This is a genomic window from Ruegeria sp. AL1 (genome assembly GCF_056540905.1).
The window spans coordinates 375,515-401,367 of sequence record NZ_JBQFXP010000001.1 but is presented as its reverse complement, the minus strand read 5'-3'; the positions used below and the strand labels follow the sequence as shown (position 1 = coordinate 401,367).

Genomic DNA, 25,853 nt, shown 5'->3' with positions numbered 1-25,853 from the left:
AGCCTCGCACATGCGCGACAGCGCAAATCGGGCGCGCCGACAGGCGCACCCTTTTGTTATTGCTGAATTACTGTGCGTAACCGATGGTCTTCAACGCATTGGTGATCTCGTCGAGAATGACCGGATCATCGATGGTGGCGGGCATCTTGTATTCCTTGCTGTCCGCAATCGACACCATTGTCCCACGCAATATCTTGCCCGAGCGGGTCTTGGGCAGGCGGTCCACTACAACGGCTTGCTTGAAGGCCGCGACCGGGCCGATCTTTTCGCGGACCAGCTTGACCACATCCTGAACCACCTCGCCGTGATCGCGGTCGCAGCCGACATTCAGACACAGGAACCCCACGGGCATCTGACCCTTAAGCTGATCCGTCACACCGATCACTGCGCATTCAGCCACGTCGGGATGGGCGGCCAGAACCTCTTCCATCCCGCCGGTGGACAGGCGGTGGCCCGCGACATTGATCACGTCATCAGTGCGCGCCATGATATAAAGATACCCGTCCTCATCGATCATGCCCGCGTCGCCGGTCTCATAGTAACCGGGGAAGTGGTTCAGGTACGAGCTTTTGAACCGGTCCTCGGCATTCCACAGGGTCGGCAGGGTGCCTGGGGGCAGCGGTAGCTTGACGGCAATCGCCCCTAATTCCCCCGCCTTCATCGGATGCCCGCCCTCATCAAGGATTTGTACGTCATAACCGGGCATCGGCTTGGCCGGAGAGCCCAGCTTGACCGGAAGCTCCTCGATGCCCAGCGGGTTGCCGGCGATGGCCCAGCCAGTCTCGGTCTGCCACCAGTGGTCGATGATCGGAACCTTCAGCGCCTCCTGCGCCCATTCGATCGTGTCTGGGTCGGCGCGTTCGCCCGCCAGGAACATCCCCCGCAGATGCGATATATCATAATTCGCAATCAACTCGCCCTTGGGATCTTCGCGTTTGACCGCGCGGATGGCGGTTGGTGCCGTAAAGAAGCTTTTGACCTTATGCTCGGAAATCACCCGCCAGAACGTCCCCGCATCAGGGGTGCCGACCGGTTTGCCCTCGAACACGATGGTCGTGTTGCCGTGGATCAACGGCGCATAGCAGATATAGGAATGCCCCACGACCCATCCCACATCGGACGCGGCCCAAAATACGTCGCCCGGATCGACGTCGTAGATGTTTTTCATGGTCCAGTTGAGTGCAACCAGATGGCCTGCGGTCGGGCGCACCACGCCCTTGGGTGCACCGGTTGTGCCCGAGGTGTACAGGATATAGGCCGGGTCATTGCCATCGACTGGAACACAGTCTGCCGGTTCAACCCCGTACTGGAACCCGTGCCAATTGTAATCGCGCCCTTCAACCAATTGTGCAACTTCCTGTTCGCGTTGGAAAATCACGCAGAAATCAGGTTTGTGGCTGGCCAGATCAATCGCGCCGTCCAGCAAGGGTTTGTAGTGCACCACGCGGCCTGGCTCCATCCCGCAGGAGGCGGCGATGATCGCCTTGGGTTTCGCATCGTCAATACGAACCGCCAGTTCGTTGCTGGCAAATCCACCAAAGACCACCGAATGGACGGCACCCAGACGGGCACAGGCCAGCATTGCCTCAAGTGCTTCCGGGATCATCGGCATGTAGATGATGACGCGGTCGCCTTTCTCAATGCCCTTGGCGCGCAACGCACCTGCCAAAGTCGCCACGCGGTTGCGCAGCTCGACATACGAAATCTCGCGCTTGGTGTGGGTAATGGGGCTGTCATAGATGATTGCCGTCTGCTCGCCCCTGCCGCTTTCCACATGGCGGTCCACTGCGTTCCAGCAGGTGTTTACGCGCGCATCGGAAAACCACTCATAGAGAGGGGCATTGTCATCGAACAGAGCCTTGGACGGCGGCTGAACCCAATCGATCCCCTTTGCGGCCTCCATCCAGAAGCCTTCCGGATCGGATTTCCAACTGTCGTAAACGTCCTGATAGGCCATCGCCGTCTCCTCCTGAAATTCCCTGTGCAGTGTGTTAGGCGTCTCGATGACATGCGGCAAGCAAGCGTAATGACGGCGCGTCAGTTTATCGCAAAATATTTGCAGAAGCCCCGAAATTCGCCTGCAAAGTTTTGCAAACTGGTATTTCTGGCGGGTTTTGTCTTTCAGAGCGGAAAATTTTGCAAACTTGCAAAGTCTGTCGTGCAAAAACCTGATGATGCCAGAATCACAACGGGCGTCCGGTTGGACGCCCGAAGTTATGTCCATCCGGGCGCAAGGGCTATCCGTAATGGGCCACCGGCGTGCCAGCGATTGCTGCCATGTTCAGTAACCCACGAGCCGTAATCGACGGGGTAACAATATGGGCTTTGTTGCCCATACCCATCAGGATTGGCCCCACCTCGAGCCCGCCTGCTTTCATCTTCAGGATATTGCGCACGCCGCTGGCTGCATCCGCATGTGCAAAGATCAGGACATTCGCGGCCCCGGTCAGGCGTGAATTCGGGAAAATCCGCGACCGAAGGTCGGGGTCAAGGGCCACGTCCAGATTCATCTCGCCCTCATAGGTGAAATCGCGCGGCTCGGAATCGAGGATTTCCAGCGCAGCACGCAAACGTTTGCCGGACCCTTCTTCCTGATTGCCGAACTGCGATTGCGAGCAGAAGGCGATTTTCGGCTCCAGCCCGAACCGTCGTACGTGGCGGGCGGCGCCGATGGTGGCCTCGGCCAGTTCTTCCGGCGAGGGCAATTGATGCACATGCGTGTCGGCGATGAACAGGGGGCCGTCTTCCAGTACCATCAGTGACAGCGCGCCATGCGGACGCAGATCGCCGTCGTCCAGAACCTGTTCGACATAGTTCAGATGCCAGCGGTATTCGCCGAACGTGCCACAGATCATGCTATCTGCTTCACCGCGCTGCACCATGATTGCCGCAATGGCGGTGCTGTTGGTCCGCATGATGGCCTTGGCCAGATCAGGCGTGACGCCTCTGCGCTGCATGATTTGGTGATACGAGGTCCAGTAGTCGTAATAACGCGGGTCGTTTTCCGGGTTCACAATCTGGAAATCCTCGCCGGGTCTGACCGTCAACCCCATGCGTTCGCAGCGCGCGTCAATCACGTCGGGGCGTCCGATGAGGATCGGGGTTTCCGTGGTCTCTTCCAGAATGGCCTGAGCGGCGCGCAGCACCCGTTCATCCTCGCCTTCGGCAAAAACGATGCGGCGCGACGCGACCGAAGCGGCCTCGAAAACCGGGCGCATGATCAGCGCGGATTTGAAGACCGTCTGGTTCAGACGTTCTTTATAGGCTTCGATATCCGTGATGGGTCGTTTTGCGACGCCGCTTTCCATGGCGGCCTTGGCAACCGAGGACGACACCACGCCGACAAGGCGCGGGTCAAATGGTTTCGGGATCAGGTAATCAGGGCCAAAGGTCAGTTGTTCCCCTTTATAGGCCGCCGCCGCTTCGGCACTTGTCGTCGCACGGGCCATCTCGGCGATGCCGTCGACACAGGCGATCTGCATTTCGTCATTGATCTCGGTCGCGCCGACATCCAGAGCGCCACGGAAGATGAAGGGGAAGCACAGGACGTTGTTCACCTGATTGGGGAAATCGCTGCGGCCGGTCGCAATGATGGCATCCGGGGCCACTTCGCGCGCCGCGTCCGGCAGAATCTCGGGCGTCGGGTTGGCCAGCGCAAAGATAATCGGACGGCTGGCCATTTTAGTGACCATCTCGGGCTTCAGCACATTCGGCCCGCTAAGGCCAAGGAACAGGTCGGCATCCGCGATTACATCGTCCAAAGTGCGCAGATCGGACTTCTGCGCGAACTGGTCTTTGTGCGGGTTCATGTCTTCGGCCCGACCTTCATAGACCAGGCCGTGAATGTCACACAGCCAGATGTTCTCCCGTTTCACGCCGAGTTTGACCAGCATGCTGAGACAGGCAATGCCCGCCGCGCCGCCGCCGGTCGACACGACCTTGATATTCTCGAACGACTTGCCCGCCACATGCAGCGCGTTTTTGGCCGCCGCGCCTACGACAATGGCGGTGCCGTGCTGATCGTCGTGAAAAACAGGGATGTTCATCCGCTCGCGGCAGATCTTCTCGACAATGAAACAGTCAGGCGCCTTGATATCTTCCAGGTTGATCGCCCCGAAGGTCGGCTCGAGCGCGCAGACGATATCGGCCAGCTTTTCCGGATCGGGTTGATCAACCTCGATGTCGAAACAGTCAATGCCGGCGAATTTCTTGAACAGAACCGCCTTACCTTCCATCACGGGTTTCGAGGCCAGCGCACCGATATTACCCAGCCCCAGAACCGCCGTGCCATTCGAGACCACCGCCACAAGATTGCCGCGCGAAGTATAAAGCTCGGCGTTTTCGGGATCGGCCTTGATCTCGAGGCTGGCCTCGGCCACGCCCGGCGAATAGGCGCGTGCCAGATCGCGACCGTTGGCCATGGGCTTGGTGGCCCGGATCTCAAGCTTTCCCGGTCTCGGATGGGCGTGATAGTCAAGTGCGGCCTGCCGCAGGCTGGGGGTGTCAGACATCAGCGATTCATCTCCGTTCCGAATTTTGTTTGGTGGTTAAACCATTTTTTTCGGCTTGGCTACGCCACGTCAATTTGCAACGGTTTCCGGGCATCAGCGCAGAGTTGGTTGAATTCTGTCTCAGATCAGTTAGGTTCCGCCACCTTCGCGCCGCGCGCTACACCATTTCACCGCCCCGGGGTCACCATATGAGCCAAAAAGACGACGTGCAGGCCGGTTCACACCGGGCCCCGGACGGCAGAGCATCCCGTTTCCCGCAACATGCGCTGCGCCTGGCTTTGATGCTGGGAGGAGCGTTGCTGATCGCGATTTCGATCTGGCCGGTGCAGGCCTCGGCCTTCAATCAGGAAGGTGGTTTGTTCGAGACGATTTCGGCGTTTTCGTTGCTTGCTGCGGGGCTGATCGCGTTTTGCCGTTATCCTGGCGTTACGCGCCTTTACATTGGTGTGGTGTGCCTGCTGTTGGCCGAGCGCGAGCTTGAGGCGGACGTTTATGCCGTTGACAGCCTGCCTCACACGATCCTGAGCGGTCTGGATACGTTGCTGGACATGACGCTGGTGCGGGTTGCACTGGCCGTTGTGGTGTTGGGCGGGCTGGTCTGGCACGGGGTGCCGAACGGGTGGCGCGCCTTCAAGTTGCGCGCGCCGTTTCTGGCCATTTTCGTCCTTGCAGGGATGTTTGCGGTCGTTGCCCAAGTGCTGGAAGAGGCGTCGGGGGTGCTTGGCGCCGAGAGCTCGGAGGTCATGATGCTGCGCCTCTTTGTTCTCGAAGAAACGCTCGAGATGTTCTTTTCGATTGGCATTTTGGCTGCCGTTCTGATCGGATGGCCCAAAACCAGAACCGAAGAGACTTCGAATGACCGACAGCCAGACCCGAGCTGAAATTCGCCTGTCGACGCAGGAATTGCGCGACGATATTCCGTTTTACACCAAGGTGCTGGGGATGCGGATGGACATGATCTATCCCGCAGACGACCCTCGGGTCGGGGTGTTTTCGGGGTATGGGCTGCGCCTGCGGATCGAAAAGGACGCGCCCGAGGCCGCAGGGACCTTGCGCATTTTGACCGAGGACCCGGACGGGTTTGCCGATGGTCAGCGCAGCCTTATTGCGCCGAATGGCACGCGGGTCGAGATCGAGGAACTGAACCCGCCAATGGTGATGCCCGAGACGGTGCATTCCTTCGTGGTGCGCCGCCTCAAGGATCAGGCCCCGTGGATCATCGGGCGGGCCGGAATGCATTATCGCGATCTGGTGCCGGACCGGCTGGGTGGATCAATCATTGCCAGCCATATCCGCATTCCCGATGGTGGTCCGGTGCCGGATATGGTGCATTTCCACAAGGTCGGGTTTCAGTTGATCTTCTGCATTCATGGCTGGGTCGATGTGGTTTACGAGGATCAGGGTGAGAAGATGCGCCTGACCGCCGGGGATTGCTTTATCCAGCCGCCGGAAATCCGTCACCGGGTGCTGGAGGCCTCGGACAATGTGCAGGTGATCGAGATCGGAGTGCCCGCCGAGCATGTGACCGAGATCGACCATCAGATGGAACTGCCCACCCCGCATTATCGCCCGGATCGTGAATGGCAGGAGCAACGGTTTGTTTACAATCAGGCCAAGGACGCCGAATGGGTGCCCTTCCGCCTGCCGGGCTACATCTGCCGCGACACGACGATTGCCGAGAACACCAAGGGCGTCGCCGGGGTGCAGGTTGTGCGTCGGGGGCAGGGCGATCCTGAATGGACCAGCCATGATACGGATATCCACTTTACCTTCGTCATGAACGGCGAGGTGACGTTGGAGGGCGAGCGGCGCGACCCATTCCGGCTGGAACAGGGCGATGCGTTTGTAATTCCGCCGGGTATGCGGACCCGGTTGTCTGACCCTTCGGATGACATCGAACTGCTTGAGGTCACGCTGCCCGGCACCTTCAACACCACGCTGGGCTAGAAGCCTGTGGATAACCGCGCCCGGGGGCTTCAAATCACCGGGCGATTTCCTTTAGGGTGCGGTATTCTGACCAAGTGATCAAAAAATCGGGAATCGCCCATGTCTCTGAAAGATGCCGCGCGCGCCGTTCGGGAAAACGCCCATGCGCCTTATTCTAATTTCAAAGTTGGGGCCGCAATCTGGTCAGGCTCGGGCCAGACGTATGTCGGGTGCAATGTCGAGAACGTCGCCTATCCCGAAGGCACCTGTGCCGAGGCCGGGGCCATCGCCGCAATGGTCGCCGCTGGTGAAACAGAATTGACCGAGGTCTATGTCGTCGCCAGCAGTCCGCAGCCGGTACCGCCCTGTGGCGGCTGCCGCCAAAAACTGGCCGAATTCGGCAAAGGCGATGTTGTGGTCACGATGGCAACCGTCGACGGTGTCGAAACCCGCACCACCATTGCTGATCTGCTGCCCGGTGCCTTCAGGGCCGCGCATATGGAAGGCAACTGAATGGATGCCCGCTCGATCATTGCCAAGCTGCGCCGGTCCGAGGTGCCCTCGGGCGAGGAATTGCACTGGTTCGCGCAGGGCCTTGCGGATGGGGGCGTCAGCGATGCGCAGGCGGGGGCTTTTGCCATGGCCGTCTGCATGGGCGGGTTGGGTGCGCAAGGGCGCGCCGATCTGACCCGTGCGATGCGCGACAGTGGAGAGGTGCTGCGCTGGGATCTGGACGGCCCGGTGATCGACAAACATTCGACCGGCGGCGTCGGGGATTGCGTCAGCCTCGTGCTGGCCCCGGCGCTGGCGGAATGCGGGGCTTATGTTCCAATGATCTCGGGCCGGGGGCTGGGCCATACCGGCGGCACGCTGGACAAGCTTGAGGCCATTCCCGGCGTGGCGACCCAGATCGGACAGTCCCGTCTGGCGCAGGTTCTGAAGGAGACCGGCGCCGCTATTGTCGGCGCCACCGGCCAGATCGCGCCTGCGGATAAACGGCTCTATGCGATACGCGATGTGACGGCGACGGTGGAAAGCCTCGATCTGATTACGGCGTCGATCCTGTCCAAGAAACTGGCGGCCAGCCCAGACGCACTGGTGCTGGACGTCAAGGTGGGCAGCGGCGCGTTCATGAAAACGCTCGACGATGCGCGTAGGCTGGCGCAGGCGCTGACCGAGACGGCGAATGCGGCAGGGTGCAAGACATCGGCGGTGATCACCGATATGAACCAGCCGCTCGCCCCGGCGCTGGGCAATGCGCTGGAAGTGGCCGAGGTGATGCAGGTCATGACCAGCGGGCAGGATTCACCTCTGGCCCATATCTCTGCCGAACTGGGCGGTGTGTTGATGGCGGATGCTGGGATGTGCGCCTCGGTCGAAGAGGGCACGGCGCAGATCGCCGAAATAATCCGCGATGGCCGCGCCGCCGAACGGTTTGGCCGGATGATGGCCGCTGTCGGAGGCCCGGTGCATTTCGTTGACACATGGGCGCGGTTCCTGCCCGAGGCCAACGTGATTCAGGAAATACCTGCACCGCGCGATGGCTATATCTCGGCCATCGATGGCGAGGCGCTGGGCCTTGCCGTGGTTGCGCTGGGCGGCGGGCGTCAGGTCGAAAGCGATGAGATTGACCCGGCGGTCGGATTGTCCGGCATCTTACGGTTGGGCGAGAAGGTCCAGAAAGGCGCACCGCTGGCCGTGGTCCATGCCGCGCGCGAAGACGCGGCGCGGCAGGCGTCTCAGGCGGTGCTGAATGCCGTGACGATCAGCGATACGCTCGTGGACCAGCCGCCGCATGTGCATGAAAGGATCAGCGCATGAGCCGCGCTTTCCTTGTGGTGATGGATTCGGTTGGCATCGGGGGCGCGCCGGATGCAGATCAGTTCTTCAACGGCACCGCACCGGATACCGGCGCGAACACGGTGGCCCATATCGCGCAGGCCTGCGCTGAGGGACGCGCCGAGGACGGGCGCTCGGGCCCCTTGCGCCTGCCCAATCTCGATGCGTTGGGTCTGGGGGCTGCGGTGCGGCTGGCCTCGGGTGACGCAACGCCGGGGCTGGACGCCACGCCAACGGGTCTCTGGGGCTGTGCGCGGGAATATTCACCAGGCAAGGACACGCCCTCGGGACATTGGGAACTGGCGGGTTTGCCAGTGCCGTGGGACTGGCACTATTTCCCGGATACCAAGCCCGCATTTCCCGATGATCTCAGCCGGGCCGCTGCCAAGGCGGCCGGAACCGAAGGTATCCTTGGCAATTGCCACGCATCGGGCACGGCCATCATCGCCGACCTCGGGGCCGAACACATGCGTACCGGCTGGCCGATCTGCTATACCTCTGCCGACAGCGTGTTCCAGATTGCCGCGCATGAGGAGAGCTTTGGCCTCGAACGGTTGTTGGATATGTGCCGGACGCTTGCGCCGCGATTGCATGAGATGAAAGTGGGGCGCGTGATTGCGCGGCCCTTCGTGGGATCGGCTGAGGATGGGTTTACCCGCACCACCAACCGCAAGGATTTCGCCATCCTGCCGCCCGCGCCGGTGCTGACGAACTGGGCGCAGGACGCAGGCCGCCGCGTTCATGCGGTGGGTAAAATCGGCGACATCTTCTCGATGCAGGGAATTGATACGCTGCGCAAGGGCCCGGACGCGGACCTGATGCGGCACCTGTCCGATCTGGTGGATGAGGCCGAAGAGGGCAGCCTGACCTTCGCCAATTTCGTCGAATTCGACAGTCTCTATGGCCACCGCCGCGATATCAGCGGCTATGCCCGTGCTCTGGAATGGTTCGACCGCGAGATCGGGGTGATCCTGCAAAAGCTGCGCCCCGGAGACCTGATGCTGCTGACCGCAGATCACGGCAATGACCCCAGTTGGATCGGCACCGATCACACCCGCGAACAGGTGCCGGTGCTGGTGGCGGGGCAGGGCGCGAGCGAGATCGGCCAGATCAATTTTGCCGATGTCGCGGCCAGCATCGCACACCATCTGAACATCCCCGCGCACGGACCGGGGCGGAGCTTTCTATGACCGTTGCCGACCTGCCCAAGATCGAATTGCACCTGCATCACGAAGGCGCAGCCCCGCCCGCCTTCATCAGACAGTTGGCGCATGAAAAGAAGGTGGATCTCAGCGGGATTTTCAAGCCCGATGGCTCGTACGACTTCCGCGACTTCGCGCATTTCCTCAGCGTCTACGAGGCGGCCTGCGAAGTGCTGAAGTCGCCCGAAGATTTCCGCCGCCTGACGCTGGCTATCCTCGAAGAAAGCGCGGCAAATGGCGTGGTCTACTCCGAGACCTTCCTCAGCCCCGACTTCTGCGGCGGTGGCGATCTGCATGCATGGCGCGATTATCTGACCGCGATTCAGGATGCTGCGGACGAGGCCGAGCGCAAGTTCAACATCACCCTGCGCGGTGTCGTGACCTGCGTGCGCCATTTCGGCCCCGAGCAGGCCAAGCGCAGCGCCTTTTGCGCCGCTGAGACAGCTGGCGACGGGATCACCGGCTTTGGCATGGGCGGCAACGAAGCCGTCCATACACAAGGCGATTTCGCATGGGCCTTTGATTGTGCCCGCGAGGCGGGGTTACGCCTGACAACCCATGCCGGAGAATTCGGTGGGCCCGACAGCATAAGGGATGCCATTCGTGATCTGGGGGTCGAACGGGTTGGTCATGGCGTGCGCGCCATTGAAGACCCCGATCTGATCCGCGAACTGGTCGATCGGGATGTAACGCTTGAGGTCTGTCCGGGCTCGAACGTGGTGCTGGGTCTGTTTCCCGACTTCGCCGCCCATCCGATTGCCAAGCTGCGCGACGCGGGCGTAAAGGTCACAGTCTCAACCGATGACCCGCCGTTTTTCCACACCACAATGCGCCGCGAATATGAGATGTTGGCTGCAGCCTTCGGCTGGAAGGCCGAAGACTTTGCCGAATTGAACCAGAACGCCCTGAATGCGGCATTCTGTGATGAAGACACCCGCGCGCGGGTCAAGACAAGACTGGAGAACTCATGAGCGAACATCTGACCGTCGTCGATCACCCGCTGGTGCAGCACAAACTGACGCTCATGCGGGACAAGGGCACCTCGACCGCCGCGTTCCGGCAATTGCTGCGCGAGATCACCTTGCTGCTGGCCTATGAAGTCACTCGGGAACTCAAGCTGACCACCCGCCACATCGAAACCCCGATGGAGGAGATGGATGCGCCCATTCTGGCGGGCAAGAAACTGGCGCTGGTCTCGATCCTGCGGGCCGGGAACGGGATGCTGGACGGGGTGCTGGAACTGATCCCTTCGGCCCGGGTGGGCTTTGTTGGCCTTTATCGCGACGAAGAGACGCTGCAGCCGGTTCAATACTATTTCAAAGCGCCCGAAGGGCTGAAGGACCGTCTGGTGATTGCGGTTGATCCAATGCTGGCCACCGGCAACAGCTCGGCCGCAGCGATTGATCTGCTGAAAGAGGCGGGCGCGACTGATATCCGTTTTCTCTGCCTGCTGGCCGCGCCCGAAGGCGTCGCGCGCATGAAAGAGGCACACCCGGACGTGCATATCGTCACTGCGGCGCTGGATCGCGAGCTGAATTCCAAGGGTTATATCATGCCCGGCCTTGGCGATGCCGGAGACCGGATGTTCGGAACCAAATAAGCCGGTTCATTCGCCACAAATATTCTGCAGTCGGACCCAGTCGCGGTCAGGCAATACCTGTTGCATGGGCCGACCTGCCATCGGGTCAGCCTCGATCAGGCCCAGAACCGTCTCTCCGGTGACGTCCATCGCGAAGGCGTAGGGCGTCGATGGTAAAGCGGCCTGGGCGAATACGGCCAGCAGATCATTGTCCGGCAAATCCGGACGGGGCTCGATCAGAACCTGCTCGGTATAGGCGTCCACCGCATCCGGCGTCAGCTCTCCGGTTGTCAGAAGGCGAAAGGCAGTGCCGACACCTGTGCGGTCGATCAGATTGTCCAACGGATCCTGTGCTTCGGACCGCGCGCGTTCAGCGATAATGTATCCGGCGGCAATCGAGGGATCCTCGTGATCTTCCACCAACGCCCGGTTCAACAGCACGATCCCTCCGGGCAGGCCGAGGCTGCTTTGCACACCCGCGGGCAGGATGATGATCTGTTCCACGCCTGTCCGTGCCGCCAACGTGTCAAGCGCAGCTTGTGCGTCTTCGGACGCGCAGGCTTTGCCCGAGACGCGTTCGATCCGATGCAGGATGGCGTCACCAATATCCTGCCGTTTGATATCGGGCAGAACCGAGACGACGTGGTTCTGTACCGCTTGAGGCACCCAGAAGAACATCAGCGCGACGACGGCGGCAACAACACCGGCGACGCTGGCCCATCGCAGTCGTCCGGGATGGGGACGCGCCCGGTCAATGGCGCGCTGCAGGCGGTCGATCGCCTCGATCATCGTGGTTTCGGATTCAGCGAGTTCCAGCGTTTCATCCGGGTCGCCATCAGGGTTGAACACCGCCGGATAACCACCGGGATTCTGCCGCCTGAGCGCGGCCAGAGACCAATGGGTCAGCGCCCGGTCATTGAAATCCGAGATGGTCAGCGTGGCTTCTCCGATGGATACCACGACCTCGCGGCGTTGGTCCTCAGGAGTGGACCGCCACAGACCCGTCGCCTCAATCCGCTGATACTGTTTAAGTGCTGTCATGATCTGGTGCTGCTCGGGTCTTGTTTTGATTTGATCTTAACATGCTGAATTCTTGGCGCGCAAACCTGTTGCGGGACTCCAAGACAAAATGACCTGCAAAGACCGGCCGCCAGAATGTGCGGTGCGGGCTGGTACGAGGGGCGGGGGACCGGCGCATCCGATCCTGCGGTGGTCACCGTCAATCCTGAGATTCGCGTGGGGACTTAGGTCAGGCGCAGAAGGTTGATCGTTTCAAATACCGAACAAAAGCGAGGATGAAGCCCCTGGTTGTTCCCAAATGCAGCCCGGAATGGGGCGAAATCGGCCCAATTACGCCCCAAATGTGGCAGAGCTGGGGCGGAATGGGGCAGTACTGATCCATCCTTCTGTGTTGTTTGAAGGTGCCAAAAAAGGGGGATGGCACGTGTTAGAAGTAGTGAGTGTTAAAGGGTATTCGGACTATTCCGACAGTGATCGGACAGCAATTGCCCGCAGGGCCGTTTCAGCGCGTCGCGGCGGATTGCTGTATGGAACCAAAGTTGCGACCACCAGCGGCTGGAAACTTGTTGAACGGCTGAAGACCGGTGATCGGGTGCGGACGCTGGACAATGGGTTTCAGGAACTGCGGCGCGTTTCGGTCGATCATATCGCCATCGAAAGCGGTGAGACCCGGCCCGAGCATCTGCCGGTGCAGGTCCCGGCCCGCGCGGCCTATAACGGGCGGCGCGTCTGGTTGATGCCGGAACAGGGCATGGCGGTGGATCTCGGTAAAACCGGGCAGCAGGGGAATGGGGTCTCTGTCATTCCGGCGCGCATGCTGAGCGGGGTGGGACGGATGACGTCTCAGACACCTGCGCAGAGTTTTGAAGTGGTATCGCTGTTTTTCGACCACGATGAGGTCGTTTTCATCGAAGGCGGATTTCAGGCCTTTTGCTCGGCCGGCCGGTTGGGCAGATCACCCGCCGCGGGCTCGCGTGGCTATGACGTGCCCGACGCGGATCAGGCCGAGGCCATCGTTGAATCAATTGCAAGCAGGGCGGATATTTCAGCCTTTGCAAACCCGTTGGGTGCACTGCCTGCACCCATCCCGCAGGAACCGATTTTCCCGATACGTCCACAGGTGGGAGTGCGGCGTCCGGGGCGACCGGGCAGACCTCATGCTCCGGCTCTGTTTCTGCGGCCTGAATGGCAGACCTGACTAAACACTTATGAAGAACGATGCTGGCGCGTGATATCATGCGCCAGCATCACCGGTTCAGGCGGCCTGTGCTTCGGGGTCGAAGCGGCCATAGAAGCTTTGGCCTTTTTCCGCCATTTCACGCAGCAACGGAGGGCAGGCAAAGCGTTCGCCATAGGATTGGGCCAGTTGATCGCAACGCTCGGCAGCGTAGGGCGTACCGATGATGTCTAACCAGCTGAGCGGACCACCGGACCACGGCGCAAAGCCCCAGCCAAGGATCGCGCCCACGTCGCCTTCGCGGATGTCTTCCAGAACACCTTCTTCCAGCGACCGCACCGCTTCCAGAACCTGTGCGAACATCAGACGTTCCTGCACTTCGATCAGGTCGGGCTGATCTTCGGCCAGCGGGTATTTGTCCTGCAGGCCCTTCCAATATTCGACGCGCTTGCCTTTGTCGTCATAGTCGAAGAAGCCTGCATTGGCCTTGCGGCCCAGACGCCCCTGTTCCTCCATCCAGAAGATCAGATCGTCCGAGGGGCTTTCGGGGTAGGCATTGCCCATCGCAGCCTTGGTCGCGCGCGCAATCTTGGCACCCAGATCAATCGAGGTTTCATCGGTCAGCTGAATGGGGCCCACCGGGAACCCCAGCTGCCGCGCGGCATTGTCGATCAGGGCGGGGCTGACGCCCTCGGTGATCATGCGCGCGCCTTCGTTGATGTAGGGGATGATGCACCGATTGGCGTAGAAGAACCGCGCATCATTGACCACGATGGGCGTCTTGCGAATCTGGCGCACGTAATCCAGCGCCTTGGCGACCGCGCGATCCCCGGTTTCCTTGCCCTTGATGATCTCGACCAGGAACATCTTCTCAACCGGTGAGAAGAAATGAATGCCGATGAACTGCTCGGGCCGCACGCTGGCCTTGGCCAGATCGGTGATCGGCAGGGTCGAGGTGTTCGAGGCAAAGATGCAATCCTCGGGGATGATTGCCTCGACCTTTTTGGTCATCTCGGCCTTGACGCCGGGGTCTTCGAAGACGGCCTCGATGATCAAGTCACAGCCCTTGAGGTTGTCCAGATCAGAGGTCGCGGTGATGCGCGCCAGCATGGCCTCTTTCTTTTCCGGGGTGGATTTGCCGCGCTTGATGCCCTTGTCCAGATAGGTCTCGGTATAGGCCTTGCCCTTATCGGCGGCGGATTGATCGCGGTCGATCAAGACCACCTCCATCCCGGCCTGGGCCGAGACCAGCGCGATGCCGGCCCCCATCATGCCCGCGCCCAGAACACCGATCTTCTGGACCGACTGATCTGGTACTCCGGCAGGGCGCACGGCCCCTTTTTCCAGCGCTTCCTTGTTCAGGAACAGCGACCGGATCATTGCACCCGACGAGGGGTTCATCAGCACCGATGTGAACCAGCGCGCCTCGATTTTCAGCGCGGTGTCGAAATCGACCAGCGCGCCTTCATAGACCGCGCTCAGCAGAGCTTTGGCTGCCGGGAAGGCGCCTTGCGTCTTGCCGTTCACCATGGCCGAGGCCCCGACGAAGTTCATGAAGCCTGCGGGGTGATACGGCGCGCCGCCGGGCATCTTGTAGCCCTTGGCGTCCCACGGCTTGACCAGATCGGCATCCTTGGCGTTCAGCACCCATTCTTTGGCGGCGGCCACCGGATCCGCAGCGATCTCGTCGATGTACCCCGCGCCCTTAGCCTTTTTGACGTCCAGCATCTTGCCTTCCAGCAGCAGCGGAGCCGCCGCAATCGCGCCCACCTTGCGGACCATCCGGGTGGTGCCGCCCGCGCCGGGGAAGATGCCAACCATGATCTCGGGCAGGCCGTATTTCGCCTTGGGGTTCTCGGCGGCAAAAATACGATGCGTGGACAGAGGCAGTTCCATACCGATGCCAGCGGCGGTACCGGGCAGGGCGGTGGCAATTGGCTTGCCGCCTTTCTTGGTCTTGGGATCCATGCCCGCCATTTCGATCTTGCGCAACAGGGCGTGCATTTGCATCGTGCCTTCAAACAGACCTTTGGCCGGATTATCGCCCGCTTGTTCCTTCATGACAGCCAGCAGGTTCAGGTCCATGCCGCCCGCAAACGATCCCTCTTTGCCAGAGGTCAGGACGATGCCCTTCACCTCATCATCCGCCAGCGCCTGATCGATCAGGTCGCTCAATTGCGCCAACCCGTCAAAGGACATCACGTTCATCGTTTTGCCGGGGACGTCCCAAGTGATCGTGGCGACGCCGTCTGCGTCTTTGGTCAGAGTGAAATCAGTCATTATCCTCTCCAATCTGGTCAGCCGTTAGCGGGCTGCCATCCTTGCGGGTGAAAACGAATCCGTTCTCGTCGTCCTTCACCATCATGTCTATGTCGCTGTAGTAGCCGGTCTCGGTCGGGGTCCGCGTGCCCACCACCAGAAAGGTCGCGGGCGCATCGGTTTTGTTCACAAGGTGATGGCCATTGGTCTCACCAGCGGGCCAGGCGGCACAATCGCCGGGCAGCATCTGGTGCTCGCCATCATCGTCGATCAGCACGCATTCGCCGCTGAGCATGATGGCGAACTCGTCCTGCTCCATATGATAATGGCGCAGCGAGGACAGGGCCTGCGGCTCCAGCCGCACGATGTTGACCCCGAACTGGGTCAGCCCGCCCGCATCGCCGACGCCCTGGTTAAAGCGGCCTCCGACCGCCTTGGCCAGTTGGCCGGGATAGGACGAACCGCCCTTGTATGGGATTTGCGAAAGGTCCAGCTTGGGCATCAGACCCGCTCGATAATGGTTGCCGCGCCCATGCCGGACGCAATGCAGAGGGTGGCCAGACCGGTTTCCTTGTCCTGACGCTCAAGCTCATCCAGCAGGGTGCCGATGATCATCGCGCCGGTTGCGCCCAGCGGGTGACCCATCGCGATCGATCCGCCGTTCACGTTGACCAACGCGGGGTCAACATCAAACGCCTGCTGGAACCGCAGCACGACCGAGGCAAAGGCTTCGTTCACCTCAAACAGGTCCAGATCGCTGATTTTCATGCCGTTGTCAGCAAGGATTTTCTCGGTGACCGGAACCGGTCCGGTCAGCATGATGGTCGGGTCGGTGCCGATCTTGGCGGTCGCCTTGATGCGGGCGCGGGGCTTCAGGTCGTATTTCTCACCGAATTCCTTATTACCGATCAGAACAGCCGCGGCGCCATCCACGATGCCCGAGCTGTTGCCCGCGTGGTGGATGTGGTTGATCCGCTCAAGATGCGGGTATTTCAGCATCGCCACCTTGTCAAAGCCCGGCATCTGCTCACCCATCATCGCAAAGGACGGGTTCAGCGCGCCGAGGCTTTGCATGTCAGTGCCGGGGCGCATGTATTCGTCACGGTCCAGAATGGTCAGGCCGTTCTGGTCCGTGACCTTGATGACTGATTTTTCAAACCGGTTCTCTTCCCAGGCCTTGGCCGCGCGTTTTTGCGATTCAACGGCCAGCGCGTCCGCCTGATCGCGATCAAAACCATATTCGGTCGCGATGATGTCCGCCGAGATACCCTGCGGCACGAAATAAGTCTCCATCGCCAGCGTCGGGTCAACTGCAATCGCCGCGCCATCGCTGCCCATGGCCACGCGGCCCATCATCTCGACACCACCCGCGATATAGGCCTCACCCGCACCACCTTTGACCTGATTGGCCGCAAGGTTCACGGCCTCCATGCCCGAGGCACAGAAGCGGTTGATCGCCAGGCCGGGGATTGATTGATCTAGGTCCGAGGCCAGAACCGCCGAGCGCGCCAGACAGCCGCCTTGCTCCATCACCTGCGTGACGTTGCCCCAGATCACATCCTCAACGGCGTGACCTTCCAGATTATTGCGTTCTTTCATCGCATTCAGGGTCAGGGCGGACAGGCGCACCGAGGTCACCTCGTGCAAGCTGCCATCCTTGCGGCCCTTGCCGCGTGGCGTGCGCAGGGCGTCATAGATATAGGCTTCGGTCATGGGTCTTCTCCTCAAGCTCGATCCGACGGGTTGCCGGGCATCAGGTCATAGGGGTGTTTCCAGCCGGGCTGTTCGCTGAGGCGCGTCAGCCAGGCGTCGATATGGGGCCAGTCGGCACGATCAAAGCCGAAGGGTTCAGGGTAATACAGATAGCCGCAACAGCTGAGGTCGGCATTGGTTACACCGTCCCCGACGATCCAGTCGCGACCATCAAGATGCGCGTTCAAGACGCCATAGGCAGCTTTCAATCGCCCTTGATTGAATGCGATGACATCTGCGTTGCGGTGTTCTTCAGGCAAGAAATTGCACAAAAAACGCGTCAGCCCAGCGTTCGAGCTGAGCTTGTGATTGTCCCACAGAACCCAGCGGAAAATGTCGTAATTCTCTTCCCGGTTCTTTCCACCAAACTTGCCTGACTTCTCAGTCACATAAGCCTGGATCGCGCCGGATTGGCTGGTGTGGAAATCGCCGTCGATCATCACCGGCGCTTCGCCCATCTCATTCACATTTGCACGGTATTCAGGCGCACGGGTCGCACCGTTGAAAAAGTCGACATAAACTGGCTCCCACTCCAAACCGGACATCTCCAGCGCCAGAGCGGCCTTGTACGAATTCCCGCTTTCTCCGAAGCAGTGCAGTTTGATGGTCATGCGATCGCCCCTCCCGTGGCGCGTGTGGTTCGGTCGGATTTGAGTATTTTTGAAAAGATGAAGCCTGATATGTAACCATTGTTTAACAGTCTTCTGCTTTGTTCGAGTTGCGGTACAGGCTGGAGAGCCGATGACCGCAAAAGGTGAAGTCGCCCCTGTCCTAATGGCGAGTGGGCCCGGTGGCAGGGACGCATCACATCTTCATCTTTTTTAAAAATACTCCCGCCGGGGGCATTCAGTTCATTGAAGCTGAGGCCGGTTAATGTGGTCTTTTCAATCCGTCACCGTTTGCGCGCATCCAACTCGGAATTAAACAGGCGCAGGCGATGGGTCAGGTTCTCCTCATGAATGACGCTGTTGAAGTTCTCGAACAGAAATGACAGAGCCTCACCTTCGTCCAGACCGGCGTCCCGCGCGAACAACCGGAGTTTGCGATACCCGTCTTCCGTCATGGCGACGGGAAAGCGGCGGGTCAGGCGAAAGCGCTTTGGCATGTGTTCCCCTTTGAATTACCGGCTCCTGTACAAACCCCGGAGCCGGCTCATCCTCAGAAGCTGGCGGCGTCCAGCGTCATTACGGTCTCTGCTCCGGTCTGGATACGCGCCAGGTGCAAGGCAGTCGCCGGTAGGCGGCGCGACATGTAGAACCGGCCGGTGACGATCTTTGTTTCGTAGAATTCGGCGTCCGACGCGCCATTATCAAGGGCGGCATAAGATGCTTTCGCCATCTGTGCCCACATCAGCCCCAGGCAGACATGGCCAAACATGTGCATGAAATCGTTCGATCCTGCCAGCGCATGGTTGGGATTCTTCATGCCTTGCTGCATGAAATACATGCCCGCAGCCTGCAGGTCCTTGGACGCCGCTTTCAGGGGCTCAAGGAACGCTGAGTCAAACGCATCGTTTTGACCTGCATTATCCTTGCAAAATGATTTGACCATTTCGAAGAACGCCATCACATGTTTGCCGCCATCCTGCGCCAGTTTACGCCCCACGAGGTCCAGCGCCTGCACGCCGTTGGCGCCTTCGTAGATCATCGCAATGCGGGCGTCGCGGGTGAATTGCGACATGCCCCATTCCTCGATGTACCCATGGCCGCCATAGACCTGCTGCGCTTTGACAGTCATGTCATAGCCTTCGTCGGTCAGAAATCCCTTGATTACCGGGGTCAACAACGAGATCAGCCCGTTGGCATCCTGATCGCCCGCCCGGTGCGCTTTGTCGATCATGGTTGAGCCCCACAGAAGGAACGCGCGCGCCCCTTCGGTAAAGCTCTTCTGATCCATCAGGCTGCGGCGGATGTCCGGGTGCACGATCAGGGGGTCAGCCGGGCCGTCGGGGTTTTTGGCGCCGGTCACGTCGCGACCCTGCAAACGGTCCTTGGCGTATTCAACGGCGTTTTGGTAGGCGGCCTCGGCCTGTGCGACGCCTTGCATGCCAACACCCAGACGCGCCTCGTTCATCATGGTGAACATTGCGCGCATGCCCTTGTGCAGGTCGCCCAGCAAATAGCCGGTGGCTTCGTCGTAATTCATCACACAGGTCGAGTTGCCGTGGATGCCCATTTTCTCTTCGATCTTGCCCACCGACACGCCGTTGCGTTCGCCCAGGCTGCCATCCTCGTTGACAAGGAACTTGGGCACGATGAACAGCGACACGCCTTTGATGCCCTCGGGGCCGCCGGGGATTTTGGCCAGAACCAGATGGATGATGTTGTCGGCCATGTCATGATCGCCGGACGAGATGAAGATCTTCTGACCGGAAACCTTGTAGCTGCCGTCGCCCTGCGGTTCTGCCTTGGTGCGCATAAGGCCCAGGTCAGTGCCGCAATGCGGTTCGGTCAGATTCATGGTGCCGGTCCATTCACAGGTGACCATATTGGGCAGGTAGGTATTCTTCTGTTCTTCAGTGCCGTGCGCAAGAATGGCCGATGCCGCGCCGTGGGTCAGGCCTTGGTACATCACAAACGCCTGGTTCGCGCCCGAGAACATTTCGCCGACCGCCGTGCCCATGACGTAGGGCATATTCTGCCCGCCATAGTCCTCGGGCATATCCAGACCGGTCCAGCCGCCTTCTTTCATCTGCTCGAAGGCGTCCTTGAACCCGGTTGGCGTGTAAACAACACCGTTCTCCAGACGACAGCCTTCGGCGTCGCCAACCACGTTCAGAGGCTGCAATACATTGGTCGAGATTTTGCCGGCTTCTTCCAGCACAGCGCCTGTAAATTCGGCTTCAAGCTCGGAATAGCCGGGAGTGTCGGATCCCGAGATGTTGAGCACTTCGTGCAGGATGAACTGCATGTCTTTGGTTGGCGCGTTATAAACGGGCATGTGACGCTCCCTTTAAAATTCAGGTCTTCGAGGGACCGGCAGATTTATTCTGCGGCGTTTTTTTCGGTTTTCATCGAGGCGATGACTTTTTCGCCCCAGCGCAACTGCTCTTTCAGATCGTCGATAGCCTGAGACAGCTCTTCCCGGCGGGCTTCCATATCTGCCAGACGCTCGCGCGCAATTTCGAATGTGCGCGTCATCTGGGTCATCTGCTGGTCGCCCACATGGTACAGATCCAGCAGTTGCCGGATTTCCTCGAGGCTGAACCCAAAGCGCTTCCCCCGCAGGATCAGCTTGAGTCGAGCACGATCCCGCTTGGTGAACAGGCGTTTCTGTCCTTCGCGGATCGGAAACAGAAGTTCTTTGGCCTCATAGAACCGCAGGGTGCGAGGTGTGACATCATAGGTTTCACACATTTCGCGGATGGTCATCAGGTCTTCGGTCATCGTTTCATTTCTCTCGTCGCTGGCGTCTATCAAAGTCAGTTGCGCAGTCGATGCGCTGTTTACAACACGGAGATGACGTTCACGTAATGCAAACGCTACGTCACATTCAAAGTTGACGTGACTTCCTTGCGCGTCAAGATGCGGATGGCAGGAAAATCTGAGTGTGACGTGACGGCACAACCCAAGGGTTTGTCTGGGAAAACCGGCTTCAGCGGTTCACAGTTCACGAAAAAACTAGCCGGAGTGAGCGGTAGAGGGCAGGCTCAGCCCAGTGATTTGGCAGTTTGATCGCGCATCTGCTGCAGGGCCTCGATGGCTTCATCCAGCTGCTGACGCTGTTGCAGCAGCTCTTTCATTTGCTCATCGGCCATTTTTACGAAGGCCGCCATCTGGGCCTCGTTCCCTTTGTCTTCGTAGATCAGAAGCCATTGGCGGATGTCTTCCAGTGGGAAACCGTATTTGCGGCCGCGCAGGATCAGGGTCATGCGCGCGCATTCCCGAGGGCCGTAGAACCGCGATCGCCCCTCGCGTTCAGGTTGCAGCAGTTCAATATACTCATAATAGCGCAGGGTGCGCGGGGTTACGTCGAACTCGGCGCACATCTCTTTGAATGACAAACGGTTGCCGGGCATTCCTGATCTCCTTGGCGACAGGTTATGGCGTGCTGCGACCAAGCGCAACAGGCAGGCTTGCCCTTTGCCACGTCGCAAGCCCATAAAGGGTGCAACACAGGACAGGACCGCATGCTATGACGGACAAAACAGTATTGGCGCGCCAGTTTATCGAGGCGATCCCCCATGCAAAGGCCCTGGGTCTGGACCTGACCTATCTGGGGGAGGGAGAGGCCGAGATCACCATGCCTTACAATGAGCAGCTGATCGGCGACCCCCGGACCGGAGTGATCCATGGCGGCGCTGTTTCAACCATCATGGACACGTGTTGCGGGGCTGCGGTCATGAGCCACCCGGCAGCACCGGGGGCGACAGCGACGATTGGCCTGCGCATTGACTATATGCGGGTTGCGTCACCCGGTCAGACAATCCGAACCCGGGCCATCTGCTATCATATTACGCGCAATGTGGCATTTGTCCGGGCGACTGCGATGGATGATGACACGGACCACCCGGTGGCGACGGCATCAGGGTCGTTCACGGTCGAGAGCCGGTAGATGGCGCGCCCTCGTCCTGAACCCATGCAGGTGGTCAAGCACCGCCGCGACGCTGCGCTGAACGCGCTGGTCGAAGGGGTGCCTTACATCCAGTTTCTGAATATCAGCTTTGACCGGCGCGGTGATGAATTGACCGGCGTGCTGAATTTTGACCAGAAACTTATCGGTAACCCGTTTCTGCCAGCTTTGCACGGCGGTGTGACGGCGGCGTTTCTGGAGGTCACAGCCGTCATCACGCTCAGCTGGGAGCATATGTTTCCGCAGATCGAAAGTGGTGAGATCGATGCTGATGACCTGCTGACCGATGGTCGGATTCGCTTTCCCAAGACGATTGATTTCACGGTCGACTATTTGCGATCCGGTCTGCCGCGCGATGCCTATGCCCGGGCGTTTATCAGCCGGTCCGGGCGGCGCTATGCCTCGGTTCGGGTCGAGGCGTGGCAGGACAATCACGCCCGGCTGTTTGCGCAGGCCACGGGGCATTTCCTGATGCCGCAGCCCCCGACCGGCGACCAGTAAGCCGCGATGCAGACGGTTTCGGCGCCCATCACGCACAAACGGGTGCTGAAGGTTGCAGCGCCGATCGTGTTGTCCAACGCCACGGTGCCGATCCTGGGCGCCGTGGATACCGGCGTTGTCGGGCAGATGGGTCTGGCGGCCCCGATCGGGGCCGTTGGCATGGGGGCGGTCATACTGTCTGCGCTCTATTGGATGTTCGGCTTTTTGCGTATGGGCACGACCGGCCTGGCGGCTCAGGCGCGCGGGGCAGGGGATGTGGCCGAGACCGGCGCGCTGCTGATGCGGGGCCTGTTGCTGGGCGGCGCGGCGGGGGTGCTGTTTATCCTGACCCAGGTCTGGGTGTTCTGGGGCGCATTTGCCCTGTCCCCAGCCAGCCCCGAGGTCGAGGCACTGACCCGGGATTATCTGCAGATCCGCATCTGGGGCGCACCGGCTACCATTGCGCTTTATGCGGTGACAGGCTGGCTGATCGCAATCGAACGCACGCGCGGCGTGTTTTTGTTGCAGGTCTGGATGAACGGGCTGAACATTCTTCTGGATCTGTGGTTTGTGCTGGGTCTCGGCTGGGGCGTGGAAGGCGTGGCCATTGCCACGCTGATCGCCGAATGGACCGGGCTGGCGCTGGGCCTTTGGTTATGTCGCAGCGCCTTTGCCGGGAACCAGTGGAAAGACTGGCCGCGGATATTTGACGCGGCGCGTCTGCGCCGGATGCTGAAGGTGAACGCCGATATCATGATCCGGTCGGTGCTTCTGACGGGCTCGTTCACCACGTTTCTGTTCGTTGGCTCTGACCTTGGAGACGTCAATCTGGCGGCAAATCAGGTGCTGCTGCAATTCCTTGAGATCACGGCCTTTGCGCTGGATGGTTTCGCCTTTTCGGCCGAGGCTCTGGTGGGCGGCGCGGTGGGGGCTCGCGACAGGCACAAGGTGCGACAGGCGGCCGTGATGGCCTCGCAGTGGGGGGCCGGTGGCGCGGTTGCGCTTGGGGTCCTGTTCTATCTGGCCGGGCCTGCGTTGATCGACCTGATGTCCACCGCACCCGATGTTCGCATCGCGGCCCGAGAATTCCTGTTCTGGGCCGCAATTGCGCCCGTGATCGGGGTCGCAAGCTGGATGTTCGACGGCATCTATATCGGGGCCACCTGGACCCGCGCCATGCGCAACGCGATGATCCAATCCGTCGCCATCTACGTGGTGGCCCTGTTCATTCTGGTCCCGGCGCTGGGCAATCACGGGCTTTGGGCCGCCCTGATGGTTCTGAACACGGCACGCGGGGTGACGATGGGCTGGCGTTACCCCAGGCTCGAGGCACAGGTGACCTAAAGCAGCTTCAACAGGTTTTCCGGCGGGCGACCGATGGCGGCCTTTTCGCCCGCTATGGCCAGGGGACGTTCGATCAGGATCGGGTTTTCGGCCATGGCCCGGATCAGTAGGTCTTCGGGGCTTGTCTTGGACAATTCCAGTTCCTTGAATCGCTTCTCGCCGGTCCGCATCATCTCAATGGCGCGGATCCCAAGCCGCTCAATCACGGTACGGATTTCATGTTCCGAAGGTGGGTTCTCAAGATATTTGCGTGTCTCAATCTGTGCGCCGTTCTGTTCCAGCAGCGCAAGACCGGCGCGGGATTTCGAACAGCGGGGGTTGTGCCAGTATTCAATCACAGCCAGTCCTCTCGTTTGCTGCCAACGGCCTGTGCGACAGATGTGAACCCGTCGCGTGCAAGCAAGTCATCCAAGCCGCGCGCGATATCAGAAGCCAGTGAGATGCCGCCATAGACCATCGCAGTATAGAACTGCACCGCCGAGGCCCCGGCGCAAATCTTTGCATAGGCCTGTTCTGCCGAACTTATCCCGCCAACGCCGATCAGGGGAATTTGCCCGCCGGTAATGTGGCTGAGCTGCGCCAGAACGCGGGTGGACTTTTCGAACAGCGGTGCACCGGACAAGCCACCCGTTTCCGTCTTGTGACGACTGCGCAGCCCATCTCGGGACAGGGTTGTGTTGGTTGCAATCACGGCGTCCACGCCGCTTTCCTGCGCCACATCCGCGATGTCCTGAATCTCGGCCTCCGATAAATCGGGCGCAATCTTCAGGAAGACGGGTAAAGGGCGGGGCAGGGTGTTGCGCGTGTCGATCACGCGGGACAGCAATGCTCCGAGGGCGGCTTTGCCCTGCAGATCGCGCAGCTTTTCGGTATTGGGCGAAGAGACATTGACTGTGGCAAAATCCAGATGCGCCGCACAATGGGCAAGCACTTTTGCAAAATCTCCGGGCCGGTCTTCGCCGTCCTTGTTCGCGCCGAGGTTCAGGCCAATCACGGCATCCCTGGGGCGCGTGGAGAGGCGATCTGCCATCACCTCCATGCCTTCGTTATTGAACCCAAACCGATTGATGGCCGCCTTGTCTTCGGTCAGACGAAACAGTCGGGGCTTGGGGTTGCCCGGCTGCGGGCGCGGCGTCACTGCGCCGACCTCGATAAACCCGAAACCTGTGCGGGACAGCGGGGTCAGAACCTCGCCGTTCTTGTCGAACCCGGCGGCCAGCCCGACCGGGTTGGGCAGGTCCAGACCCGCGATCTGCGTGCGCAACCGTGGTGAAGTGATCGGCCCCGGCATGGGGGCCAGCCCCGCCTTTAAGGCCTTGATTGACAGGCCATGGGCAGTTTCCGGGTCCAGCTTGTGCAGGGCAGCAAGGCCCAGTTTCTCGGTCAGTCTCATCCGAAGCTTTCTCCGCCTTGGGTCGGCGCGCAGCGGATCAGGCGCGAGGTTTCTACGGCGGCTTGCCGGTGCACAACTGCGCGTTGGTAATCCGGATCGGTGACCATCTCAAGAAATGCATGCGCGGTCGGGTAACGTGCAATGAAGACGGCGTCCCATTGTTCGTCCTCGGGGCCAATCAACGTGGTTTGAAACGCGCCGCGCCACAAGATCGACGCGCCCAGCCGCGCGATGATCGGCGCGGTGTCTCTGCCATAGTTGCGGTAGGCCTGCGCGCCAGTCAGCCCGGCATCCGCCAGATCATGTCCCGCCGGATACACCGCCCGGGCGCGAAACCTGACCAGATTGAGCATCTCGATCGGATGGTCCCGGTCGAGCCCCTTGAACGCCTCGAACTGGACGCGGTCGGGGTCCACAAATCGGGTCATTCCATCCGCTCCGGAAACTGGTGCGCCTGTCCGTCGTAAGGCAGAGGGTGCGACCACACGACATCGCTGAGGCGGATCTGACGATAGAGATGCGGGAACAGTGCATCCCCGCGCGACACCTCCCATTTCAGGTCGTCGCCCATGGCTTCGGCATCGCAGGCCAGCAGGGTCAGACCATCGATACCGGCAAAGTGCTTTGCAGCGGTTTCAGCTGCCTGAGTGGCTGTCGAGAAGTGCACATAGCCATCGGCCACATCTATCGGCGCCCCGTCAGTGGCCCCTTCGGCCTGCAATGCCGCCCATTCGTCGGCGCGGAAAATCTTGTATATCAACATGTGCCGGTGATGCCCCGCGCGACGGGTAGAATCAAG

General features: G+C 60.4%; 26 protein-coding genes. 11 read left to right on the top strand and 15 right to left on the bottom strand.

The window, feature by feature from the left end; genetic code table 11:
• Nucleotides 1–67: 67 nt before the first annotated feature.
• Both prpE and ACRZ9X_RS02025 read right to left on the bottom strand, forming a co-directional pair.
• The gene (gene prpE, locus ACRZ9X_RS02030) at nucleotides 68–1,957 is read right to left on the bottom strand and encodes a propionate-CoA ligase PrpE (protein ID WP_480515689.1); all 1,890 of its coding nucleotides are present in this window, start codon (nucleotides 1,955–1,957) and stop codon (nucleotides 68–70) included.
• 280 nt (nucleotides 1,958–2,237) lie between these two features.
• A complete protein-coding gene (locus ACRZ9X_RS02025) occupies nucleotides 2,238–4,511 on the bottom strand; it encodes an NADP-dependent malic enzyme (RefSeq protein ID WP_480515687.1) in 2,274 nt (757 codons plus the stop codon).
• 188 nt (nucleotides 4,512–4,699) lie between these two features.
• Between ACRZ9X_RS02025 and mprA the strand changes: the two genes are divergently transcribed.
• From mprA to upp, 7 genes are all read left to right on the top strand, one after another.
• Nucleotides 4,700–5,392, top strand: coding sequence for an MprA protease, GlyGly-CTERM protein-sorting domain-containing form (gene mprA / locus ACRZ9X_RS02020; RefSeq protein ID WP_480515685.1), 693 nt, complete (start codon nucleotides 4,700–4,702; stop codon nucleotides 5,390–5,392).
• A complete protein-coding gene (locus ACRZ9X_RS02015) occupies nucleotides 5,367–6,458 on the top strand; it encodes a cupin domain-containing protein (RefSeq protein WP_480515683.1) in 1,092 nt (363 codons plus the stop codon). The genes mprA and ACRZ9X_RS02015 overlap by 26 nt, the downstream gene beginning before the upstream one ends.
• 99 nt (nucleotides 6,459–6,557) lie before the next feature.
• Nucleotides 6,558–6,950: a cytidine deaminase gene (locus tag ACRZ9X_RS02010; protein WP_480515681.1), complete on the top strand. Its 393-nt coding sequence runs from the start codon at nucleotides 6,558–6,560 to the stop codon at nucleotides 6,948–6,950.
• Complete coding sequence (locus tag ACRZ9X_RS02005; protein ID WP_480515679.1) at nucleotides 6,951–8,258, top strand: thymidine phosphorylase; 1,308 nt, start codon at nucleotides 6,951–6,953, stop codon at nucleotides 8,256–8,258. It begins immediately after the preceding gene.
• Nucleotides 8,255–9,466, top strand: coding sequence for a phosphopentomutase (locus ACRZ9X_RS02000; RefSeq protein ID WP_480515677.1), 1,212 nt, complete (start codon nucleotides 8,255–8,257; stop codon nucleotides 9,464–9,466). The genes ACRZ9X_RS02005 and ACRZ9X_RS02000 overlap by 4 nt, the downstream gene beginning before the upstream one ends.
• The gene (locus tag ACRZ9X_RS01995; RefSeq protein WP_480515675.1) at nucleotides 9,463–10,449 is read left to right on the top strand and encodes an adenosine deaminase; all 987 of its coding nucleotides are present in this window, start codon (nucleotides 9,463–9,465) and stop codon (nucleotides 10,447–10,449) included. The genes ACRZ9X_RS02000 and ACRZ9X_RS01995 overlap by 4 nt, the downstream gene beginning before the upstream one ends.
• A complete protein-coding gene (upp, locus tag ACRZ9X_RS01990; protein ID WP_480515673.1) occupies nucleotides 10,446–11,078 on the top strand; it encodes a uracil phosphoribosyltransferase in 633 nt (210 codons plus the stop codon). The genes ACRZ9X_RS01995 and upp overlap by 4 nt, the downstream gene beginning before the upstream one ends.
• A 6-nt stretch (nucleotides 11,079–11,084) precedes the next feature.
• Here the strand turns inward: upp and ACRZ9X_RS01985 are convergent, their stop codons facing one another.
• A complete protein-coding gene (locus tag ACRZ9X_RS01985; RefSeq protein WP_480515671.1) occupies nucleotides 11,085–12,098 on the bottom strand; it encodes a hypothetical protein in 1,014 nt (337 codons plus the stop codon).
• 403 nt (nucleotides 12,099–12,501) lie between these two features.
• Here ACRZ9X_RS01985 and ACRZ9X_RS01980 point away from each other — a divergent pair, with 403 nt between their 5' ends.
• The gene (locus ACRZ9X_RS01980) at nucleotides 12,502–13,275 is read left to right on the top strand and encodes a Hint domain-containing protein (protein ID WP_480515669.1); all 774 of its coding nucleotides are present in this window, start codon (nucleotides 12,502–12,504) and stop codon (nucleotides 13,273–13,275) included.
• A 57-nt stretch (nucleotides 13,276–13,332) separates the two neighbouring features.
• Here ACRZ9X_RS01980 and ACRZ9X_RS01975 read toward each other — a convergent pair whose 3' ends face one another.
• The 8 genes from ACRZ9X_RS01975 to ACRZ9X_RS01940 form a co-directional block, all read right to left on the bottom strand.
• Nucleotides 13,333–15,534, bottom strand: coding sequence for a 3-hydroxyacyl-CoA dehydrogenase NAD-binding domain-containing protein (locus ACRZ9X_RS01975; protein WP_480515667.1), 2,202 nt, complete (start codon nucleotides 15,532–15,534; stop codon nucleotides 13,333–13,335).
• Nucleotides 15,527–16,015 carry a cupin domain-containing protein gene (locus ACRZ9X_RS01970; protein WP_480515665.1) on the bottom strand — a complete coding sequence of 163 codons (489 nt, stop codon included), beginning with the start codon at nucleotides 16,013–16,015 and terminating at the stop codon, nucleotides 15,527–15,529. The genes ACRZ9X_RS01975 and ACRZ9X_RS01970 overlap by 8 nt, the downstream gene beginning before the upstream one ends.
• Nucleotides 16,015–17,226 carry an acetyl-CoA C-acetyltransferase gene (locus tag ACRZ9X_RS01965; RefSeq protein ID WP_480515663.1) on the bottom strand — a complete coding sequence of 404 codons (1,212 nt, stop codon included), beginning with the start codon at nucleotides 17,224–17,226 and terminating at the stop codon, nucleotides 16,015–16,017. The genes ACRZ9X_RS01970 and ACRZ9X_RS01965 overlap by 1 nt, the downstream gene beginning before the upstream one ends.
• Nucleotides 17,227–17,237: 11 nt before the next feature.
• The gene (locus tag ACRZ9X_RS01960; RefSeq protein ID WP_480515661.1) at nucleotides 17,238–17,876 is read right to left on the bottom strand and encodes a glutathione S-transferase family protein; all 639 of its coding nucleotides are present in this window, start codon (nucleotides 17,874–17,876) and stop codon (nucleotides 17,238–17,240) included.
• 281 nt (nucleotides 17,877–18,157) lie between these two features.
• Nucleotides 18,158–18,370 (bottom strand): hypothetical protein, encoded by a 213-nt coding sequence (locus ACRZ9X_RS01955; protein ID WP_480515659.1) that lies wholly within the window; start codon nucleotides 18,368–18,370, stop codon nucleotides 18,158–18,160.
• Nucleotides 18,371–18,423: 53 nt separating this feature from the next.
• Nucleotides 18,424–20,205 (bottom strand): acyl-CoA dehydrogenase C-terminal domain-containing protein, encoded by a 1,782-nt coding sequence (locus ACRZ9X_RS01950; protein WP_480515657.1) that lies wholly within the window; start codon nucleotides 20,203–20,205, stop codon nucleotides 18,424–18,426.
• A gap of 44 nt (nucleotides 20,206–20,249) precedes the next feature.
• On the bottom strand, nucleotides 20,250–20,651 hold the full coding sequence (locus tag ACRZ9X_RS01945) for a MerR family transcriptional regulator (protein WP_480515654.1): 402 nt from the start codon (nucleotides 20,649–20,651) through the stop codon (nucleotides 20,250–20,252).
• A 263-nt stretch (nucleotides 20,652–20,914) separates the two neighbouring features.
• Entirely contained in the window at nucleotides 20,915–21,283 is a 369-nt protein-coding gene (locus tag ACRZ9X_RS01940; RefSeq protein ID WP_480515652.1) for a MerR family transcriptional regulator, read from the bottom strand.
• Between the two features lie 116 nt (nucleotides 21,284–21,399).
• Here ACRZ9X_RS01940 and ACRZ9X_RS01935 point away from each other — a divergent pair, with 116 nt between their 5' ends.
• From ACRZ9X_RS01935 to ACRZ9X_RS01925, 3 genes are read left to right on the top strand one after another with little or no spacing between them, the layout of a single operon-like run.
• The gene (locus ACRZ9X_RS01935; RefSeq protein ID WP_480515650.1) at nucleotides 21,400–21,819 is read left to right on the top strand and encodes a PaaI family thioesterase; all 420 of its coding nucleotides are present in this window, start codon (nucleotides 21,400–21,402) and stop codon (nucleotides 21,817–21,819) included.
• Complete coding sequence (locus tag ACRZ9X_RS01930; RefSeq protein ID WP_480515648.1) at nucleotides 21,820–22,338, top strand: PaaI family thioesterase; 519 nt, start codon at nucleotides 21,820–21,822, stop codon at nucleotides 22,336–22,338.
• Nucleotides 22,339–22,344: 6 nt separating this feature from the next.
• Nucleotides 22,345–23,661: an MATE family efflux transporter gene (locus ACRZ9X_RS01925; protein WP_480515646.1), complete on the top strand. Its 1,317-nt coding sequence runs from the start codon at nucleotides 22,345–22,347 to the stop codon at nucleotides 23,659–23,661.
• Here the strand turns inward: ACRZ9X_RS01925 and arsC are convergent.
• From arsC to ACRZ9X_RS01905, 4 genes are read right to left on the bottom strand one after another with little or no spacing between them, the layout of a single operon-like run.
• The gene (gene arsC, locus ACRZ9X_RS01920; RefSeq protein ID WP_480515644.1) at nucleotides 23,658–23,999 is read right to left on the bottom strand and encodes an arsenate reductase (glutaredoxin); all 342 of its coding nucleotides are present in this window, start codon (nucleotides 23,997–23,999) and stop codon (nucleotides 23,658–23,660) included. The genes ACRZ9X_RS01925 and arsC overlap by 4 nt on opposite strands.
• Nucleotides 23,996–25,054, bottom strand: coding sequence for a quinone-dependent dihydroorotate dehydrogenase (locus tag ACRZ9X_RS01915; protein WP_480515642.1), 1,059 nt, complete (start codon nucleotides 25,052–25,054; stop codon nucleotides 23,996–23,998). The genes arsC and ACRZ9X_RS01915 overlap by 4 nt, the downstream gene beginning before the upstream one ends.
• Nucleotides 25,051–25,482, bottom strand: a complete 432-nt coding sequence (locus tag ACRZ9X_RS01910) for a DUF1330 domain-containing protein (protein ID WP_480515640.1) — start codon at nucleotides 25,480–25,482, stop codon at nucleotides 25,051–25,053. The genes ACRZ9X_RS01915 and ACRZ9X_RS01910 overlap by 4 nt, the downstream gene beginning before the upstream one ends.
• A complete protein-coding gene (locus ACRZ9X_RS01905; RefSeq protein ID WP_480515638.1) occupies nucleotides 25,479–25,817 on the bottom strand; it encodes a DUF952 domain-containing protein in 339 nt (112 codons plus the stop codon). The genes ACRZ9X_RS01910 and ACRZ9X_RS01905 overlap by 4 nt, the downstream gene beginning before the upstream one ends.
• Nucleotides 25,818–25,853 lie beyond the last annotated feature (36 nt).